Annotated in this window: 16 protein-coding genes and 1 tRNA gene; 5 read left to right on the plus strand and 12 right to left on the minus strand. The window is 70.0% G+C overall.

The genetic code is table 11. The features are described from left to right. The first annotated feature begins 157 nt into the window (after positions 1-157). Positions 158-685, plus strand: a complete 528-nt coding sequence (locus FDM97_RS01730; RefSeq protein ID WP_137988503.1) for a flavoprotein — start codon at positions 158-160, stop codon at positions 683-685. 493 nt (positions 686-1,178) lie between these two features. On the opposite strand, the gene FDM97_RS01735 is transcribed toward FDM97_RS01730, so the two are convergent. The 4 genes from FDM97_RS01735 to FDM97_RS01750 form a co-directional block, all read right to left on the minus strand. After that, positions 1,179-2,852, minus strand: coding sequence for a relaxase/mobilization nuclease domain-containing protein (locus FDM97_RS01735; protein ID WP_254705459.1), 1,674 nt, complete (start codon positions 2,850-2,852; stop codon positions 1,179-1,181). Next, positions 2,853-3,347, minus strand: coding sequence for a plasmid mobilization relaxosome protein MobC (mobC, locus tag FDM97_RS01740; protein ID WP_349775366.1), 495 nt, complete (start codon positions 3,345-3,347; stop codon positions 2,853-2,855). A gap of 809 nt (positions 3,348-4,156) precedes the next feature. Beyond that, positions 4,157-4,852, minus strand: coding sequence for an ATP-binding protein (locus FDM97_RS01745; protein WP_137988504.1), 696 nt, complete (start codon positions 4,850-4,852; stop codon positions 4,157-4,159). Further along, positions 4,849-5,739 (minus strand): hypothetical protein, encoded by an 891-nt coding sequence (locus FDM97_RS01750; RefSeq protein ID WP_137994600.1) that lies wholly within the window; start codon positions 5,737-5,739, stop codon positions 4,849-4,851. The genes FDM97_RS01745 and FDM97_RS01750 overlap by 4 nt, the downstream gene beginning before the upstream one ends. Before the next feature lie 261 nt (positions 5,740-6,000). On the opposite strand from FDM97_RS01750, the gene FDM97_RS01755 reads away from it, so the two are divergent. Together FDM97_RS01755 and FDM97_RS01765 are read left to right on the plus strand one after the other, a co-directional pair. Continuing rightward, on the plus strand, positions 6,001-6,285 hold the full coding sequence (locus tag FDM97_RS01755) for a helix-turn-helix domain-containing protein (RefSeq protein ID WP_137988505.1): 285 nt from the start codon (positions 6,001-6,003) through the stop codon (positions 6,283-6,285). Positions 6,286-6,781: 496 nt separating this feature from the next. Further along, positions 6,782-8,284, plus strand: coding sequence for a LacI family DNA-binding transcriptional regulator (locus tag FDM97_RS01765; protein ID WP_137988506.1), 1,503 nt, complete (start codon positions 6,782-6,784; stop codon positions 8,282-8,284). Positions 8,285-8,295: 11 nt separating this feature from the next. Here the strand turns inward: FDM97_RS01765 and FDM97_RS01770 are convergent, their stop codons facing one another. The 5 genes from FDM97_RS01770 to FDM97_RS01790 all read right to left on the minus strand — a co-directional run bounded on the left by FDM97_RS01770 (position 8,296) and on the right by FDM97_RS01790 (position 12,040). After that, complete coding sequence (locus FDM97_RS01770) at positions 8,296-9,111, minus strand: hypothetical protein (protein WP_254705461.1); 816 nt, start codon at positions 9,109-9,111, stop codon at positions 8,296-8,298. Positions 9,112-9,200: 89 nt separating this feature from the next. Further along, a complete protein-coding gene (locus FDM97_RS01775) occupies positions 9,201-9,890 on the minus strand; it encodes a DUF488 family protein, N3 subclade (RefSeq protein WP_137988507.1) in 690 nt (229 codons plus the stop codon). 260 nt (positions 9,891-10,150) lie between these two features. Then, positions 10,151-10,224 (minus strand) — tRNA-Pro (locus FDM97_RS01780). Positions 10,225-10,262: 38 nt separating this feature from the next. Beyond that, positions 10,263-11,018, minus strand: a complete 756-nt coding sequence (locus FDM97_RS01785; RefSeq protein ID WP_137988508.1) for a Pr6Pr family membrane protein — start codon at positions 11,016-11,018, stop codon at positions 10,263-10,265. Between the two features lie 83 nt (positions 11,019-11,101). Continuing rightward, complete coding sequence (locus tag FDM97_RS01790) at positions 11,102-12,040, minus strand: metallophosphoesterase (RefSeq protein ID WP_137988509.1); 939 nt, start codon at positions 12,038-12,040, stop codon at positions 11,102-11,104. A 74-nt stretch (positions 12,041-12,114) separates the two neighbouring features. Between FDM97_RS01790 and FDM97_RS01795 the strand changes: the two genes are divergently transcribed. Beyond that, positions 12,115-12,579, plus strand: a complete 465-nt coding sequence (locus tag FDM97_RS01795; protein WP_137988510.1) for a GatB/YqeY domain-containing protein — start codon at positions 12,115-12,117, stop codon at positions 12,577-12,579. A 67-nt stretch (positions 12,580-12,646) separates the two neighbouring features. On the opposite strand, the gene FDM97_RS01800 is transcribed toward FDM97_RS01795, so the two are convergent. Beyond that, complete coding sequence (locus tag FDM97_RS01800) at positions 12,647-14,887, minus strand: transglycosylase domain-containing protein (protein WP_137988511.1); 2,241 nt, start codon at positions 14,885-14,887, stop codon at positions 12,647-12,649. A gap of 416 nt (positions 14,888-15,303) precedes the next feature. On the opposite strand from FDM97_RS01800, the gene FDM97_RS01810 reads away from it, so the two are divergent. Then, on the plus strand, positions 15,304-15,648 hold the full coding sequence (locus FDM97_RS01810) for a WhiB family transcriptional regulator (protein ID WP_026058363.1): 345 nt from the start codon (positions 15,304-15,306) through the stop codon (positions 15,646-15,648). 139 nt (positions 15,649-15,787) lie between these two features. Here FDM97_RS01810 and FDM97_RS01815 read toward each other — a convergent pair whose 3' ends face one another. Both FDM97_RS01815 and FDM97_RS01820 read right to left on the minus strand, forming a co-directional pair. After that, a complete protein-coding gene (locus tag FDM97_RS01815) occupies positions 15,788-17,104 on the minus strand; it encodes an ArsA family ATPase (protein ID WP_137988512.1) in 1,317 nt (438 codons plus the stop codon). Next, complete coding sequence (locus FDM97_RS01820; protein ID WP_175439006.1) at positions 17,101-18,063, minus strand: ArsA family ATPase; 963 nt, start codon at positions 18,061-18,063, stop codon at positions 17,101-17,103. The genes FDM97_RS01815 and FDM97_RS01820 overlap by 4 nt, the downstream gene beginning before the upstream one ends. Positions 18,064-18,071: the final 8 nt, after the last annotated feature.

Genomic DNA, 18,071 nt, shown 5'->3' on the forward strand with positions numbered 1-18,071 from the left:
CCGCCCGACGTTCCGGATGCCACGCCGCCGCCGGCCGGTCGTAGGACGGGCCGCCATCGAGGCAGAAGCAGGCCCTTGCGGCGCGAGCAAGCCCAGCTCCTGCCGGGGGAGGAGAACGGCCACCGACCCTGATCCGAGCCAGACTGGGAGACCCCGCGTGACCGCACAGCCGTTCCTGTACGTCGTCGTCTGCGCCGCCGGCATCGCGGGCGACGCCCACAAGTTGATCACCGCCGCGCAGGAGCAGGGCTGGGGAGTCGGGGTCATAGCCACGCCACAGGGCCTCGGCTTCCTCGACACCGAGGCGATCGAGGCTCAGACCGGCTATCCGATCCGCTCGGCGTGGCGCAGCCCCGGCGACCCGCGCCCCCTCCCGCCTGCCGACGCCATCGCCGTCGCGCCGGCCACCTTCAACACGATCAACAAGTGGCCTGCCGGCATCGCTGACACCCTCGCGCTGGGCATCCTCTGCGAGGCGTACGGGATGGGTATTCCGACGGTCGTCCTGCCTTACGTGAACGCGGCCATGGCCGCGCATCCGGCGTACGGCCGGAGCCTGGACCAGCTGCGGGAGATGGGAGTGCTGATCGGGACGTACGAGCCGCACCGGCCGAAGGCGGGCGGGGGAGCGGACCGCTTCCGGTGGGAGGAGGCGTTGGAGCTGCTGGAGGGCAAGATCGACTGATCTCGATCCGGCCTACCCACTAAGCATCGTGGTGGGCGTGTTCCGAATCGGAACAGGTTCGTTGTTCCGAAACGGAACGGCGCGGGTGTTCCGAATCGGAACGCGAGCGCTGTTCCCTCGGGGAACACGGGGCCCGTTCCTTCAGGGAACGCGTTCGGTGTTCCCTGAAGGAACGGGCCCCGCCTCCGTACGCCAGTACTGGGGAACGTGCTGTGGAACGAGGAGTGGCCACCTTGTTCAGTAACTGAACAGGACGGCCGTTCAGTTTCTGAACGCCACCGCCGTTCAGTAACTGAACAGCGGTCCGCCGGTGCTCCGGGGCGGAACAAGGGGTGCGTTCCGCGCCGGAATGATGTTGGTGTTCCGGGGCGGAACGGCATCGCTGCGAGCCGCGGCCTGTTCACCCAGTGAACATCGCGGGTGTTCACTGGGTGAACGCCCCGGCCGTTCACTCAGTGAACGTGTGGATATGCCGCTCGTGGCGGGGTCTGCGTCAACGGTTCCTGGGAAGGGAGCCTGGCCGCGTCGCCCTTGGCGTGGGTGTGGCAGGACCAGGCTGAACTCTGCCCGCCGTCCTGTCATGTGAAGGCTCCCCGACTGCCACATTCGGAAGGCGCTTCAGGCGCCACGTGAGGACTTCGGCGAGGTCGGCGGCAGTGTCGAGTTCGCGGTGGCGCGCGGCTTGGGCGAGGAGCGCGGCGGGGTCGCCGTGACCGGCTGCCGTGGCGTCGTTGAGAGCGGTGGCGAGGGTGGGCCAGGCGGGTTCGGCGAGGATCTGCTCGGCCAGGTCGGGGAGCGCATGGCGCACCACGGCGGCCTGCCGCTCCAAGAGCGGCCGGGCGAGGTGCCGACCCTGGTGGTGGATGACGGCCAGAGGCTCGGCGGCTGCGGCACGGTAGGCGACACGGAGGTGCTCGGCTGCTTGTCGGGCGGCTTGGGCCTGCTGGGTGTGGTCGTGGGCGCGGTGCCAGTGCTGGGCGGCGATGACCGCAAGCAGGAGGGCGTCGAGGACGATCGTGAGGAGGGCTCCGTCCCTGGGTGGGGGCACGCGCAGGACGGCCTTCACCGCCCGTCGTGTGGCCTGGGCCTGCTGGTGATGGGCTCGTATGCCGGAGCGTCCGGCGCGCTCGAACGCTGTGGCTGCCTGCATCAGCTGGGCCTGGAGGCTGACGGGTGCGACCAGGGGGAGTGCGTCGAGGGCTTCGGCGAGGACGGCGATGTGGGCCTGTCCGGCCTCGTCCTCGCTGTGGGCGAGGTGGTCGGGCGTCCGGTCGATGGCGATGGAGAGTCGTCGCCAGGCCGGTGTTTCGGTCTGGTTGGCAGGGTGTGCTTCCGTGGTCGCGAGGCGTTCGGTGATCTTGGGGTAGGAGAGGTCGGGGGCGAGGGTGGAGCCGGAGAACCAGACAGGCCCGCCCTGGGCGTTGGTGTCGCCGGCGAGGGCGACCCTGTAGCCGCGGACGTCCCCCGAAGGGAAGTACTGGACATCGACGAGCGCGCCGGCTCCCTCGATGAGCCGGAAGAACTCCTCGGTGGTTGTGGCGGCCGAGACGGCGGTCCGGGTGATGGTGCGGAGGTGCTCGCGGGAGGTCCGGGCTTTCCCCGTGCGGCGGGCCTTCTCCTGTTCGGCTCGGGTGGGGCGCTTGGCGGCGGTGCGGTCGCCGCGTGGGACCTGGCGGAGCCCGTATTCCTTCTCGATGGCGACGAGTTTTTTGTCGGCGCGCAGGAAGTCGTTCCAGTTCCGGGGTGGGCGGAGGTCGCCTCGAACCTTGGTGGCGACGATGTGGATGTGGTCGTCGGCGTGGCGGACGGCGACCCAGCGGCAGGCATCGGGGTCGCTGGCCGGGGCGATGCCGGTGGCGTTCAGCACGCGGCGGGCGATGGTGGCCCACTCGTCGTCGGACAGGTGGCGGTCTTCGGGCGCGGCGCGGATCGAGCAGTGCCAGACGTGGTTCTTCGGCGCCTTGTGGCCGGCCTGCTTGACCCGCAGGTCAAGGACGTCGGCGAGCTGGGCAAGGCTGGCGTCGGGGTTGCGGCCGGGGTCGGGCACGAAGTCGTCCCACGCGGCGACGAGGTGAGGGTCGGTGTGCTCGTTGGCGCGGCCGGGCCCGTAGAGGTAGTTCAGGACGCCCCGGGTCTTGTGGCCGGGCTTGACGATGTTCGCGATCAATCAGGCCGCCCAACGGTTCGTGGCGGCCACGATGGCGGCGGCGTCGACCGCCGTGACCGTCTCCTGGACCAGGGACAAGAGCCGTCCGGCCTCGGCGAGCATGGCGATGTCCACCGGGTGTGCCACGTCACCGGAGTTGAGGCGCTTGGCGATCTGGTTCACGTTCCGGCCGATAATGGCGACCTGCTCGCGCAGGGCCGCGTACTCGTCGATCAGGTCATCGGTGGCGGTGCGCTGCTCGGGCAGGGCGAGGTCGCCGTTCAGGTGGGCCATGACGATGGCGCCGACAAGATGCGCGCCGGCCAGGTTGTGGCGGCGGGCCTCGGCGAGGATCGCCTGCTTCTCGTCGACGCTGTAGCGGACGTCGACACGCTCCTTGCGCTGCACGTCCTGGCGGGCGCGACGGCGGGCGACTCGGCGCAGCGCGGCCTCGTCGGCGGCACGCGCACCCCCTGTCTCCGGTGCGCCCTCGCGCCGGGGTGCTGCCTCCGCCACCCCCGGGCGGAGGCTTCCGCGTGGGACCGGCCCTTGGACGGTCCAGCGCCATACCTTGCTCCGCCCGGGGCTGGGGTGGTGGTCGAGTGCTGGGTGGTGGGAAGTTCGTGGTGCGGGTCGTGCACGGTCTGGTCTCCGTGTTCCTCGTCGTTGTGCGGACGGCTGGTGAGGGCGTGCTGCGGTGACGGGTGCGGACGGGCTGGACGGCTGCGAGCTCCGTGGTCGGCGGTGTGCGGGCCGCCGTGCTCGGTCCCCGTTCCTGGCCCCTTGGCCCGGTCTCCACCCCGGTCCCCGGTCCCCTGGGGACCGGTCCCGTGAGGCTTCGGTCCTTGGCGGTCGGTCCCGTATTGGGGACCGTCTCCGCCTCGGCCGGTCCCTGTCTCGGTGACACCTCGCTCTGTCGGGGACCGAGCGGGGACGGTCCCGGCATGCGAGGTCCCCCGACCGGCTCCGCATGCCGCAGGGGACAGGTGCGGGGACCGGCGTCGTGGCACCCTGAGCAGCGGCTTCGTGCCTGTGGCGGCGGGTTACGCCCCGTTCCCGCCGGCCTCGTCGGTCCCCTGGCGCAGGTCCTCACGGTCCCCGATCCCGCTTCTGCCGCGGCCTCTGGCTGGGGACCGGGACCGGGGACCGCGAGCGTTGGGGACCGGTCCCGTGTATCCGGTGGGACCGGGGACCGACGGGTCGTCAGGGGGACGGTCCCCGAGGCAGGGGACGGTCCCCGCGTACGGTCTCCGCTGGCCCTGTCGGGATCCCCGCAGGTCGGGGACCGGGGACCAGCGCGGTGTTCCGGTGCCCCGGGAGGGAGGTCAGGGTGCGGGGTGGCGTCTGCGGTCGGGGCCGTTGAGGATGACGCGTTCGGTCATCTCGGCGAGGCGGGAGGCGACGCGGTCTCCGAGGGCGGTTCGTAGTTCGGCGGTGGGGAGGTTGGTGGTGATCAGGGTGGGGCGAAGGTGCTCGTACCGGTGGTTGATCAGCCGGTAGGTGAGCTCCTCGGTCCACTCGCTGGTCTTGGCCGCTCCGAGGTCGTCCAGGAGCAGCAGCGGGCACTTGGCCAGGGCTTGCAGCTCGCGTTCGCTGTCGAAGCCGGAGCGTGGACGCAGGCGGGCGTACAGGTCGGCGGCGGTGACGGCTTCCCAGCGCAGGCGGACCCCGGCGGCGAGGAGTGCGCGGATGGCGGCGTACGCCTGGTGGGTCTTGCCGGTGCCGGTGGGGCCGGCGATCAGCAGGGAGGCGCCCTCTGAGATTCCTGGTGCGCCTGCCGGTCCGGGGCGGCCGGCGCGGGCGATCTCGTCCACCCAGGCGGTGACGTGGGGGTGGTCGGTCAGGGCGCGCCGGTAGCGGGCGGGGATGCGGGCGTCGGCCAGCTCGAGCGCGGTGACGGGCTCCGCCGGCGGCTCGTGCGTGGTGGCGGTGGGGCCGATGCCCCGCTGGGTCAGGATGGCGCCGAGGCGGTCGGCGATCCGGCCGACCTGGTGCGGGTCCCGGGTGAGGGTGGTGGTCACAGGTCACCTCCGTAGGCGGCGGCGACGTCGGCGGGGTTGGTCCACGGCCGGTGGGTGGCGGGCGTGGGCGTGGAGGCGTTCATGGCCTCGTGGACGAGGCTGGGCAGGGTGCTCGGGTGCAGGCCCTTGGTGCGGTGGCGTGCGAGACCCGCTCGTACGTGGACGGGGTCGATGCCCTCGTCGAGGAGCTTGCGCACCTGCCCGCCGAGATGGCTGAGGACGTCTCGGGGCGGTCGGTGCGTGCACGCGGCGGCGTACTCGCCGATGAGGTCCTTCGTCGAGACCGTCTGCGGCGCGGGGGCGCTCGCGCCCCCCAACGGGGTAGTTCCTAGATCCCTGTTCCTAGATCCTAGATCCGGACCGTGAGGGCTCACAGCAGGCCCCGTGAGCCCTCCCTGCGTCTGCGGTGAGGGCTCACGGAATCCGCCCTGACCTGCGGATTCGACGTTCACGGACATCTCCGTGAGTCCTCCCGGCCGAGTCACGGAGGACTCCGTGACCGCTCCGGGCACCTGCGGTGAGGACTCACGCGGAACGCCGAGGTCGTGGTGCGGGCACGGCGGATTGCGGACCCCACTCGGGCGGTTGATCTTCTGGTGCTTGGCGAAGGTGACGATGTGCAGGTACCGCTTGCCGTCGCCTCCCTCGTAACGGCAGATCAGCCCGGCCCCATCGAGCTGGGTGAGATCGTCCTCGACCTCCACCGGGCCGTGCTCGCGGCGCAGTGACCACAACTGGCCGGCGATGACGGCAGCCTGGTCGCGGAGGCGGCCTTGGTCGTCGGCCTGGGTGAGCAGGCCGAAGAAGGTCCGCTCGGCGGACAGCGACACGGACGCGAGGGACTCCGACGCGAACGCCTCGGGCTTGATGGTGCGGATACGGGCGATGTCGATCGACCACCATTCGAAATCGGGGGCAGGGAATCCGGCGGCGCCGGGTGCGTGGACAACACAGCCACACCCGATGCGTGAAAGTCCAGACTTGGTTCTAGACCCACTCACAAGTCGTCTCGCCCGTGGCCCGGTGACCGTAGACCAGAAAACCCGGTTGGCGAAATCACCGCCGGAAATCGCCGTGTGATCCGCATCGCTCACGGCAGACAGGAATGCCCTTCCGGAAGGGCCAGTGCGCAAGCTACAACACCACCCATGCCGCCACGCCCCCTCGAAATCGGACCCGCCGGACGAGCCGCCGCCCACGCCATCGAACGCACCCGCACCGCCCGCGGTTACTCCCAGCGCCAGCTCGCCGTCCGCGTCACCGCCCTCGGCCGGCCCATGACGTTCACCGCGCTCTCCCGCATCGAACGCACGGTCAGGCGCTGCGACATCGACGACCTCGTCGCCATCGCCACGGCCCTCGGAATCGCCCCGCAGGCCCTTCTCGCCGGCGCCCTCACACCCCCAAGGGTGGCCGGGGCGGGCGAAACATAGCCGACGATCGCCGGTTAGCCAAACCGGGAATTCTGCGGAGAATTATCCCGCCACCGAACCTGTCTGCCTGCATGGGGCCTCTCTGTCGAGGCCCCGGATTGGAAATCCCCCGTTGCCCGCTCCTCGAATATCCTCCGAGCTTCCCCGCCTCCACACCGCCCGAGAAGTCGCCGAGGCCCTCGGCTGCTCTGTCTGGTGGGTCAAAGAGCGTGCCCGGCGCCGTCTCGTTCCCTTCGCTTACGTGGGCGGGGCCTATCGCTTCACCGCGGAACACGTGGCGGAAATCGTGCGGCTTCACGAGGAATTCCCCGCGCGGGCGCCGCAGCGACCTGCACCTCCCGCCCCCGCGCCGTCCCACCGAGAGTCCCGCGCCGTCCCGCCCGGGCCCGCGCTCACCGCTCGCCCCCCGCGCCGCCTGCTCAAGGCCCAGCCCCAGGTTCAGTCTCAGTACGACATCACCGCCTAGACAGCCTCAGCAACAGAAGGGAGGGAACACTTGGGGTACGCGGAGAAGCGCGCCACCTACTGGCGAGCCCGGTACAAGCTCGCCGACGGCAAGTACGGCACCGTCTCCGACCCGACGGGTGCCGTGGTCAAGTTCGCCACCAAGCGGGACGCCAAACAGGCGGCCGACGCCGAAGAGGTCGCCGTCCGCCGTGGCGAGTGGCGGGACCCGTCCGCCGGCCAGGAGACCTTCGGCGAGTACGCCAGCCGCTGGTACGCCGTCCAGGACCTCGCCGCGTCCACCATGCAGAACTACCGCCGCCACATCGAGGAGCACCTCCTCCCCACCTTCGCGGACAAGGCCCTCGCCGGGATCCTCCGCTCGGACGTGGAGCGTTGGGAGAAGGCGGAGAAGGCCGTGTACGCGGCCTCCAGCGTGAAGACCTGGCGCTCGACCCTGCACCTCATCCTCGAGGACGCGATCGACGAGGGCCTGATCACCTCCAACCCGGCCGCCCGACGGCGCGGACGCGGCAAGCGTGCCGGTCGCTCCCGCGACCGCCGCCCCGAGAAGGTCATCACCGACCCGCTCGGCGCCCTGCTGATAGCCGAGCGTGCGGCCCTGCTCTCCGGACGGGACGACGAGTTCGTGGCCGTCACCCTCAAGACGTACACCGGCATGCGGTGGGGCGAGATCGTCGGCCTGGAGACCGAGTACGCGCGCCCCGGCACCGTCCGCGTCGAATGGCAGCTGTACGAGCTCGACTCCGGCGAGCTGGTGCGCGTGCCGCCGAAGGACGACAGCTACCGCACCATCGACGCCACGGACTGGCTCTCCGCCCTGGTCGCCGACCACATCGCCCGTACGAAGCCGACCCCCTGCCCCTGCCACGGCAAGACCTACGTCTTCCGAGGCCAGGGTGCCGCCCGCACCAGCGGACACGGCGGCGCGAAGCTCGTCGACGTCGCCCGCCGTGCAGGCGTGTCCACCGGCACGGTCTCCAACGTGCTCAACCACCCTGAGCGCGTACGGGAGGAGACACGCGCCCGCGTCGAACTCGCCGTCGCCGAACTCGGCTTCGTACGCAACGCGGCCCCGTCCCACGAGGCCGCCCACTGGCGCCGCAACGGCTTCGCCACCTGGCTCTTCCAGCCTGCCGCCACCGGCTGGTACCCGAAGAAGGCGCCTCAGGAGCCACGCCCCGTCCCGCTCCTCGGCGACCCCTGGCCCGGCGTCCCCGCCCGTGGCCGTGGCGCGAGCCACCGGGCCGACGCCTGCTGGCTCCCGATCGCCAAGGGCCTCACCCCGCACGGCCTGCGCCACACCCACCGCACCCTCATGGAGGACCTCGGCACGGAGAAGGTCCTCATGGACGAGCGCATGGGCCACCTCGACGGCTCGATCTCGGCCCGCTACGCCCACGTGACCCCGGGCATGCGCAAGCGCCTCATGCTCGGTCTCACTGAGCAGTGGGAGATGGCCCTGGTCGCCCGCCGCGCGATGTGTCCTCGCTCGCCGGTACGCGTGCTGGACCGCCTCCTCGCATCCGCCTGACACCGCACCGTCTATACGGAGAACAGGTCGTCCTGGACGAAGTCGACGACCTTCCGCTGGGGATAGAAGAGCCCCAGCAGCATGAACGTCCGTGGATGCGCCGCGATGTTGCCGACGAAGCAGTGGACCGCCCGATCCGGGGTGATCATGCGCTCGAACCACCGCTCGCGCAGCTTGTCCAGGACGGCCTGCTCGCCGTAGGTGCGCCGGAACTTCCGGTAGGACTCACCGGCCTCCCAGTCCTTCAGCCCCATGTCGTGCCCCGTGCACGCGTCGTCCGCGCAGCGGAACCGGTACCGGAATTCGAACGGCACCCACTCCAGCCGCCGCAGGTCCTGGTCGAACAGGTCCAACTGGTCCGCGAGGGCGGCCTTCCCAGCCGGCCACGGCTCCGCCTTCGTCAGCCGGAAGTCGGTGATCTCCGCCGGCCGGAAGATGCCGAGCGAGGTCCCGTGGGTCTCCTGGTCCCGCTTGATGGCGCAGAGCGATCGAGCGACGAGCGGCTCGACGTACGAGTACCGCTGCTTCCAGCCGTCAGAAGTCGGGACCTGCTCGATGACCTCCAGCGTGTCGAGGTCGGGCCGCAGGCTCTCGGGACGCCTGTCTCTGTGGTGAGGGCGGACGTCCACCTCGACGATCGAGTACTTCGCGAACTGCGCGCCCTGCTCCAGCAGCCGGAACGGGACCGGAAAGAGCCGTACGTGCTGCGGACGCCCCTGGTCGAGCCGGATCCCGGCGACACAGCTCGTCTCGCGGTACTTCGATGACAGCTCCGGATACGTCTTGACCGTGATCATGATCCTGGCGCGCTGCCGGTCGTCGGCCATCCTGTCCCCCTCCGCTGAATCGCCCCGGTTCAGATGGGAAGGGAGGGACCGTCGGCGGTCAAGACCGACGACATGAAGGATCGCCCGGATCAGGCCAGCGGCCGCACGTCCACCGCGGCCCGCTTGCGGACCGTGTCCAGGACGACCTTGCGGTGGCAGCGCTCCTCGTCCTTCTCGAAGCACAGCACAGCGACACGGGACTGCGCGGCGTGCTCGGCCAGGCGATCGAGATCCGTCTGCGCCTGGTCCGACCGCAGCACGCTGCGGAACCGGGCCCGGCCCACGCTGACGCGACCGTCCCAGAACGGAGCCCGGTTCTCCTTGGGGTTTCCCAGCGCACGCAGGTGGGTGTACGCGATGCCGGCCTCGGCGAGCGCCTGCCCCAGGCGGGTCTTGCTGAAGCCCGGCTTACGGCTGATCGGGGTGAGCCGGACATCGGCCACCACCTGGATGTCGCAGTTCAGCAGGGAGGAGACGAACGAATCGATGTCGCGCCCCTCGTACCCCGCGGACCAGAGCCCGGGTGCTGGCCGCGCCTGCCGGAAGAGCTCCTCCAGCGGCACGTTCAGCGCTTCCGCGATGTCGCCCACCGTGAAGAAACTCGGCTGGATCGCTCCCTCGCTCTCCAGCCGCCGGAGGGTACTCATGCCGACACCGGACTCTTTGGCGAGACGCTCCACCGACCATCCGCGCTCTTCGCGCAAGGACCGGATCCGCCGTGCGAGCGCTCGGGCCCGGGAGGCGTGGTCGGAGCTGTTCGCGGAGAGTCGAGCGGCCATGGGCGGTGATCCTAACGGGGTGCGATCCATGTCGTCTTGCCGTCCTGGAGGCGAAGCACGTTTCCGGTCGGTGAGAGGTGGCGATTCACGAACGCACAGGAGGATCGAAGGTCACGGCTTTGCCACCCACTCCTCACAGTGCACCCTCCTGGGAGACCCCGACCAAGATCGTCTCCCAGATTTCTCCCAAACGATCTACAAAGCCAGTCAGGGGCCTGATTCGATCTCTCGAATCAGGCCCCTGACCTGGTCTTACTCTGTCGGGGTGGCGGGATTTGAACCCACGACCTCTTCGTCCCGAACGAAGCGCGCTGCCAAGCTGCGCTACACCCCGATGTCACTGCTCAGTTCTTCACGTCGCGGCGACATCGATTACTTTAGCCCACCGGCGCCCGGAGACGAAATCCGGTTTTCGCGGCCCCTCACCGCAGGTCGGACGCGGTCCAGGCCGACGATCACCAGGCCCAGCGCGGAGAAGGCGATCCCCAGGACCAGAGCGTTCACGGCGACGCCCCCGTAGCCGTACGCGGTGACGTCGATGAAGGGGTACGTGTACCGGGTCGGGACGTCCGGGGAGAGGAGGGCGCCGCGGATCAGGGCGAAGGTGAGGTACGTGGCCGGGGCGGCGAGCCACTGGGCCGCGTGGCGTGGGCGCAGGGCGCCGGGGGCGGTGAGGAGGAGCCAGTCCAGGACCGTGCCGATGGGGGTCACGGTGTGCAGGAGCTGGTTGGCGACCGCCTTCGGGCCCGTGAGGGCGGCGATCTCCGCGGCCTGGTTGAACTCGCTCGATCCGTTCGCCAGCACGAAGTGGAAGACGAGGCCGACCACCGAGATGCACAGCAGGACACCGCCCGTCCACAGCGCCGGCAGCGGTGGCCGTCGCGTCCAGGCCCGGTGGGCCGAGAGTGCGAAGACGATCGCGACCAGGATGTTCGACCAGATCGTGAAGAAGCTGAGGACGACCGGCACGCTCCCGTACACGCACTCGATCACCACGCCCGTCGCCGCCGCCAGCGCGATCAGCCCGCGAAAGGCCGCCGCGAACGGCCGGCGGACGGGGGCCACGACTGCGGAGGCGGAGGCGGAGCCGGGGGCGGCGGGCGTGGTCGCGGCGTTGGGCGTGAGCATGACTCCCACCGTAGAGGGGGAGCCGCTCAGCGTCGCGCGTTCAGAGCCGAGCCGTCAGAGCCGAGCCGTCAGCATCGTGGCGCTCAGCGGCGCGCGGTCAGCGTCAGGAGCGTCGCCTCCGGCGGGCAGGCGAAGCGGACCGGGGTGAAGCGGTTCGTGCCGCAGCCCGCCGAGACGTGCAGGAATGAGGTCCGGCCGTCGGCGGTGTGCGTGGACAGGCCCTTGACCCGGTCCGTGTCCAGGTCGCAGTTGGTCACCAGGGCCCCGTAGAAGGGGACGCACAGCTGGCCGCCGTGGGTGTGGCCCGCCAGGATCAGCCCGTAGCCGTCCGCCGTGAACGCGTCGAGCGTCCGCAGATACGGGGCGTGGACCACGCCCATCGAGAAGTCCGCCGACTGGTCCGGGCCGCCCGCCACCTTCTCGTACCGGTCCCGCTTGATGTGCGGGTCGTCCAGCCCCGTGAAGGCCAGCTCCAGGCCGGGCAGCTTCAGCCGGCCGCGGGTGTTGGTCAGGTTCACCCAGCCCGCCTCGTCGAAGGCGTCCCGCATCCCCTCCCACGGGTTGTGCACGGCGCCGACCACCGGCGCGTTGCCGTTCAGGCCGTGGCGGCCCTGGGCCTTCTCCATCAGGTAGCGGGCGGGGTTGCGCAGCCGCGGCCCGTAGTAGTCGTTGGAGCCGAAGACGTACACGCCGGGGAAGTCCATCAGCGGGCCGAGCGCGTCCAGGAGCTCCGGGACGGCGTCCGTGTCCGACAGGTTGTCACCCGTGTTGACGACGAAGTCCGGACGCAGCCCCGCCAGCGACTGCAGCCACGCCCGCTTCTTGCGCTGGCCGCACACCATGTGGACGTCGGAGACCTGAAGGACCCGCAGATCCCGCATCCCGCGCGGGAGCACCGGGATCGTCACCCGGCGCAGGCGGAACGAGCGGGCCTCGAAGCCCGCCGCGTAGACGAGTCCGGCCGCGGCCGTCGCCGTGAGACCTGCCGTGATCTTCAGGGGGATCCCGTACCGTGCGCGCATCCCCCCATCGTCGCAGACCCGATGAGCGGAAATGCGCGGGCGGGTCGGGCCCGGCACCTGACACACTTGGGGACATGACCACGCTCAAGGCCAAGCTTCAGGACGACCTCAACGCCGCCATCAAGGAGCGCGACGAGCTCCGCTCCTCCACGCTGCGGCTCACCCTCGCCGCGATCACCAAGGAGGAGGTCGCGGGCAAGACCAAGCGCGAACTCTCCGACGACGAGGTGCAGAAGGTGATCGCCAAGGAGGCGAAGAAGCGCCGCGAGGCCGCGGACGCCTTCGCCCAGGGTGGTCGCGCCGAGTCGGCCGAGCGGGAGAAGGCCGAGGGCGTCATCCTCGACGCGTACCTGCCGAAGCAGTTGAGCGACGACGAGCTGGAACAGATCGTCGCGGCGGCCGTCGCCGAGGCCAAGGGCGCGGGCGCCGAGGGCCCGCGGGCCATGGGTGCCGTCATGAAGATCGTGAACCCGAAGGTCGCCGGCCAGGCCGAGGGCGGCCGTGTCGCCGCCGTCGTGAAGAAGCTCCTCGCGGGCTGACCCGACATGAGTGAGGGCGCCCCCCACATCGGGGGGCGCCCTCACTCATGTCCTGCCCAGGTCCCGGCTAGCGGCCGTCCGCGCCGCCGTTGCCCTGGCCGCGGGTGTTCCCGCCGATCAGGTCCGGCGGGATCGTGATCCCCGGGAACGGGTTGGTGCCGTCCGCGTCCCCGTCGCCCGGCTTGTTGTCGCCCGGACGGTTCTTGTCCCGGTCCTTCTCCTTGTCCTCCGGCTTCTCGCCGCGCGGTACGGAGATGGGGGCGAAGCTCGGCGTCTCGGAGGCGTTCAGCGCCCCGGTCATCGCGATCTTCCAGATCGGTCCGGGCAGGCAGCCACCGCAGACCTTGTCGTAGTACTCGCCGCCGATGGTCATGTCGTACATCGGCGTCTTCTCGCCGACGTCGTCGCCGACCCAGACCGCCGTCGACAGGTTCGGGGTGTAGCCCACGAACCAGGCGTCCTTGCGATCGTTCGTCGTACCGGTCTTACCGGCGTTGTCACGGTCGCTCAGACCCGCGCGCGTACCCGTACCGTCCTCGACGACGCCCTTCAGCATCTGGTTGATGGTGTCGGCCGTCCGCTCGCTCATCGCCCGCGAGCACTCGGTCTGCGGCACCTTCAGCCTCTCGCCGCCGGCCGTCTTGATCGACTCGATGGCGATCGGGGTGCAGTACGTGCCGCGGTTGGCGAACGTGGCGTACACCGACGCCATGTCGAGCGGGGTCGACTCCTGGCTGCCGAGGGTGATGGACGGGAGCTCCTGAAGCTTCTTGCCGAGCTCGCGCTCGTACCCGACCTTCTGGGCCATCGTGACCGTCTCGCAGAGGCCGGCCATCTGCTCCAGCTGTGCGAAGTACGTGTTGATGGACTTGCCGAGGGCACTGGTCATGTCCCAGGTGCCGGCCTCGGACTTCAGCTCGTTGCCGATCTCCCAGTTGGCGTAGCCCGCCTGCTTGCCGTCGCAGCGCGTGTACGAGCTCTCCGGAAGGTTGATCTTCCACGGCGTGGAGAACGACTGGGCCGGGCTGATGCCCTTCTCCAGCGCCGCCGCGGCCGTGATCGGCTTGAACGTCGAACCGACCTGGAAGCCGTACGTCGTGCCGCCCATCTTGCCGCCGACGGCGAGGTTGAGCGTGGTCTCGTGCTTCTTCATGTCCAGGCCGTACGGGCGGGACTGGCCCATCGAGAGGATCTTGCCGCTGCCCGGCTGGACCTGGACCACCGACGCGGCGACCTTGTCGTCCTTGTTGACCTTGGCGACGGCGGCCTCGTCGGCCGCCGCCTGAGCGCGCGGGTCGAGCGTCGTCCGGACGGTCAGGCCGCCCAGGTTCCACAGCTTCTGCCGCTCCTCGACCGTCTTGCCGAAGACCGGGTCGGAGAGGATCGTCTTGCGCACGTAGTCGCAGAAGAAGCCGGCGCCGTCGACGGCGGTGATGCAGCCGTTCTTCGGGGCCTTCACCTTCAGCTTGACCGGCTTGGCCTTCGCCCGGTCGGCCTCCGCCTGGCTGATGTCCTTCACATCGGCCATGCGCTGCAGCACCACGTTGCGCCGCTTGGTGGCCTCCTGGAGGTCGTTGACCGGGTCGTAGCGGCTCGGCGACTGGACGAGGCCGGCCATCATCGCGGCCTCCTCCAGCTTCAGGTCGGCGGCGGACTTGGAGAAGTAGCGCTGGGACGCCGCCTCGATGCCGTACGCCTGCTGACCGAAGAAGGTGATGTTGAGGTAGTTCTCGAGGATCTTGTTCTTCCCCAGCTCCTCCTCGACCTGGATCGCGTACTTCAGTTCGCGCACCTTGCGGCCGATGGTCTGCTGGGTGGCCTGGGCGACCTTCTCGGGGTCGTCACCGGCCTCCTCGACGAAGACGTTCTTCACGTACTGCTGGGTGAGCGTGGACGCGCCCTGGGCCACGCCGCCCGACTGGGCGTTGCGGTTGATCGCGCGCAGCACGCCCTTGAGGTCGATCGCCCCGTGCTCGTAGAAGCGGGAGTCCTCGATCGCGACGATCGCCTTCTGCATGTACGGGGAGATCTTCTCCAGCGGCACGACCGTCCGGTCGCGCGAGTACACGGTGGCGATGTGGCCGCCCTGCGAGTCGAGGATGGTGGTGCGCTGACTCAGCGGCGGCGTCTTCAGATTGGACGGGATTTCGTCGAATCCCTCGACCGTGCCCTTGGCGGCCAGTCCGAGCGCTCCTGCCGCGGGCAGGGCGATGCCTGCCAGCACGGCTCCGGAGAGCACGCTGACACCGAGGAACTTGGCGGCCTGCTGGGTCCCGGTCAGACCTCCGCCCGAGCGCTTGTTTGCCATGGGGGCAGCCTACGTTCTCATTCGCCGGACACACGTATATGCCTTGGCCTAAGCTGCTCTCAACTGTCACAGCAGTGTGGTTCTGCATCAAGACCCGGGCGTGACATCGGCATGAAATCCCTTGATCCCGAAGCCTGGGAAGCCATGCCCGATTCCGCCCCATGCGTCACTCGACGCCCCAAGTGACTCCGTCACATCAGGGCGAACTGTACCGGTTCGCCGGGTATGACACGCATGTCCTCCGGTCACTCCCCTGGGTGATCTGCCGCGTACGCATAGTCCGTTCGGGCCATTCAAGATTGGGCCCGAAGGGGGTGTTGCGCTGTGCCCACCTTCCGTAACGTCACCAACTGGCAGCGGTGAATATGCCGCTACCGCCGTGGGGGAGCCTCGATTCGGGAGAGGACGGCGCCGGTATGGGCTGGGTAGCTGACTGGAGTGCGCAGGCGGCCTGCCGCACTACCGATCCGGATGAACTTTTCGTGCAGGGAGCGGCGCAGAACAGGGCGAAGGCGGTGTGCACCGGATGCCCGGTGCGGACCGAGTGCCTGGCCGACGCCCTGGACAACCGTGTGGAGTTCGGTGTGTGGGGCGGCATGACAGAGCGCGAGCGCCGCGCACTGCTGCGCCGGCGGCCGACCGTCACGTCGTGGCGGCGCCTGCTCGAGACCGCGCGCACGGAGTACGAGCGGGGTGCGGGCCTGCTGCCCGTGGCGATGGAGGACGACGCGACGTACGAGGCGTACGCGGCGGTGGGGTAACTCCTCACCGGCCCGCGCGAGACACGCGTAACGCATCACGCGCGTACGCATCACGCGCGTAAGCCTCACGCGCGTAAGCCTCACGCGCGTACGCATCACGCGCGTACGCATCACACGTGGGCCATGCCCCGCGTGGCGCTCAGGCCGATGGCATGCGTCCGGCCGTGAGCCGATCACCGATGGCCCGCAGCCCCGCGAGATCGTGTACGTCGCCGGGCAGAGCGGCCACTTCGGCGACCGCCACCTCCGGGTGGAGCGCCGTGAAGCGGTCGCGCGTGTGCTGCTCGCGCGCGAGCACCTGCATCCGCTCGGCATGGAGACGGAGCAGGCCCGCGGTCAGCTGCTGGATGTCACTGCTGTCGTTGCCGGCTGTGGGGGCAGCCTCGTGTGCAAGGGGTGCGGTGGCGGCGGTGGCGGGGTCTGACGGCTCGGAGGATGTGGCGTGGGAGCCACGAACACCAGTCTTCCCGCCCCCCTGATCCACAATGCGCCCCTCCTCAAGATTTTCCGCGGCGGCCCGCGCCCGCTCGGCCGACAGCCGGGCGGCGCCGCTGCCGTGGACGCGGTTGAGGACGAGGCCGGCCAGCGGCATCTCCTCGTCGGCCAGCCGCTCCACGAAGTACGCCGCCTCGCGCAGCGCGTCCCGCTCCGGGGTGGCGACCACGAGAAACGCCGTGCCCGGGGCCTGGAGCAGCTTGTACGTCGCGTCCGCCCGGGTCCGGAAGCCGCCGAACATCGTGTCCATCGCGGCCACGAAGGTCTGTACGTCCTTCAGGAACTGACCCCCCAGCAGCTTCCCCAGCGTCCCCGTCATCATCGACATGCCGACGTTGAGGAACTTCATCCCCGCCCGGCCGCCCATCTTCGCCGGGGCCATGAGCAGCTTGATGAACTTCCCGTCCAGGAAGGACCCGAGCCGCTTCGGCGCGTCCAGGAAGTCGAGCGCGGAGCGGGACGGGGGAGTGTCGACGACGATCAGGTCCCACTCGTCGCGGGCCCGCAGCTGCCCGAGCTTCTCCATCGCCATGTACTCCTGCGTACCGGCGAAACCGGCCGACAGGGACTGGTAGAAGGGGTTCTCCAGAATCGCCCGGGCCCGCTCGCCGTCCGCGTGCGCCTCGACGATCTCGTCGAAGGTCCGCTTCATGTCGAGCATCATGGCGTGCAGTTCTCCGCCGTCGGAGCCCTTGATGCCCTCGACTTTCCGCGGAACGTTGTCGAGCGAGTCGATCCCCATCGACTGCGCCAGCCGGCGTGCCGGGTCGATGGTGAGGACGACCACGCGCCGGCCGCGCTCCGCCGCCCGTACGCCGAGGGCCGCCGCGGTCGTCGTCTTGCCGACCCCGCCCGCGCCGCAGCAGACGATGATCCGGGTGCCCGGGTCGTCGATCAGCGGGTCGAGTTCGAGCGTGGGTACGGAGTCGAGACCGTTCACGGCGGCTGCCTTCTCCGTCACGCGCCCACCCCAAGCTTCCGCAGTTCCTTCGCCAGCCGGTACAGGCCCGCGATGTCCGCCCCGTCCCCCAGGAAGGGGAGTTCGTACGCCGGTACGCCGAGGCCGGCGAGGACCGCCCGCTGCTCGCGCTCCAGCTCCACGCGCTGCGCGTGCTCCGCGGCCTGCTCCAGGAGCGGCTCGACCAGCTTCGTACCGCCCGTGACCCCCGCGGCCGCCAGGGTCTTCGCGACCGCGTCCCGGTGGTCGCCGGAGGCCGCCCGTACCGCCGCCTCGTCGAGGACGTGCGGGCGGACCATGTTCACGATGACGTTGCCCACGGGCAGTTCGGCGTCGCGCAGCTCCGCGATGCCGTCCGCGGTCTCCTGGACCGGCATCTCCTCGAGCAGCGTCACCAGGTGCACCGCCGTCTCCGGGGACTTGAGGACCCGCATGACCGCCTGCGCCTGATTGTGTATCGGGCCGATCCGGGCCAGGCCCGCCACCTCGTCGTTGACGTTGAGGAAGCGGGTGATCCGGCCGGTCGGGGGCGCGTCCATGACCACGTGGTCGTAGGTGTAGCCGCCGTGCTTCTCGCGCCGGCGGACCGCCTCGCACGCCTTGCCGGTCAGCAGCACGTCCCGTACGCCGGGCGCGATCGTCGTCGCGAAGTCGATCGCGCCGAGCTTCTTCAGGGCCCGGCCCGCGCTGCCGAGCTTGTAGAACATCTGGAGGTAGTCGAGGAGTGCGCGCTCGGCGTCGATGGCCAGCGCGAAGACCTCGCCGCCGCCAGGGGCGACGGCGATCTTGCGCTCCTCGTACGGAAGGGCCTCCGTCTCGAAGAGCTGTGCGATGCCCTGTCTGCCTTCGACCTCGACGAGGAGGGTCCGCTTGCCCTCCGTCGCGAGGGCGAGCGCGAGGGCGGCGGCGACCGTCGTCTTACCGGTACCGCCCTTGCCGCTGACGACCTGGAGCCTGCTCACGTCTTCGA

Origin of the sequence: Streptomyces vilmorinianum, from assembly GCF_005517195.1 — a bacterium.
Lineage (GTDB): Bacteria > Actinomycetota > Actinomycetes > Streptomycetales > Streptomycetaceae > Streptomyces > Streptomyces vilmorinianum.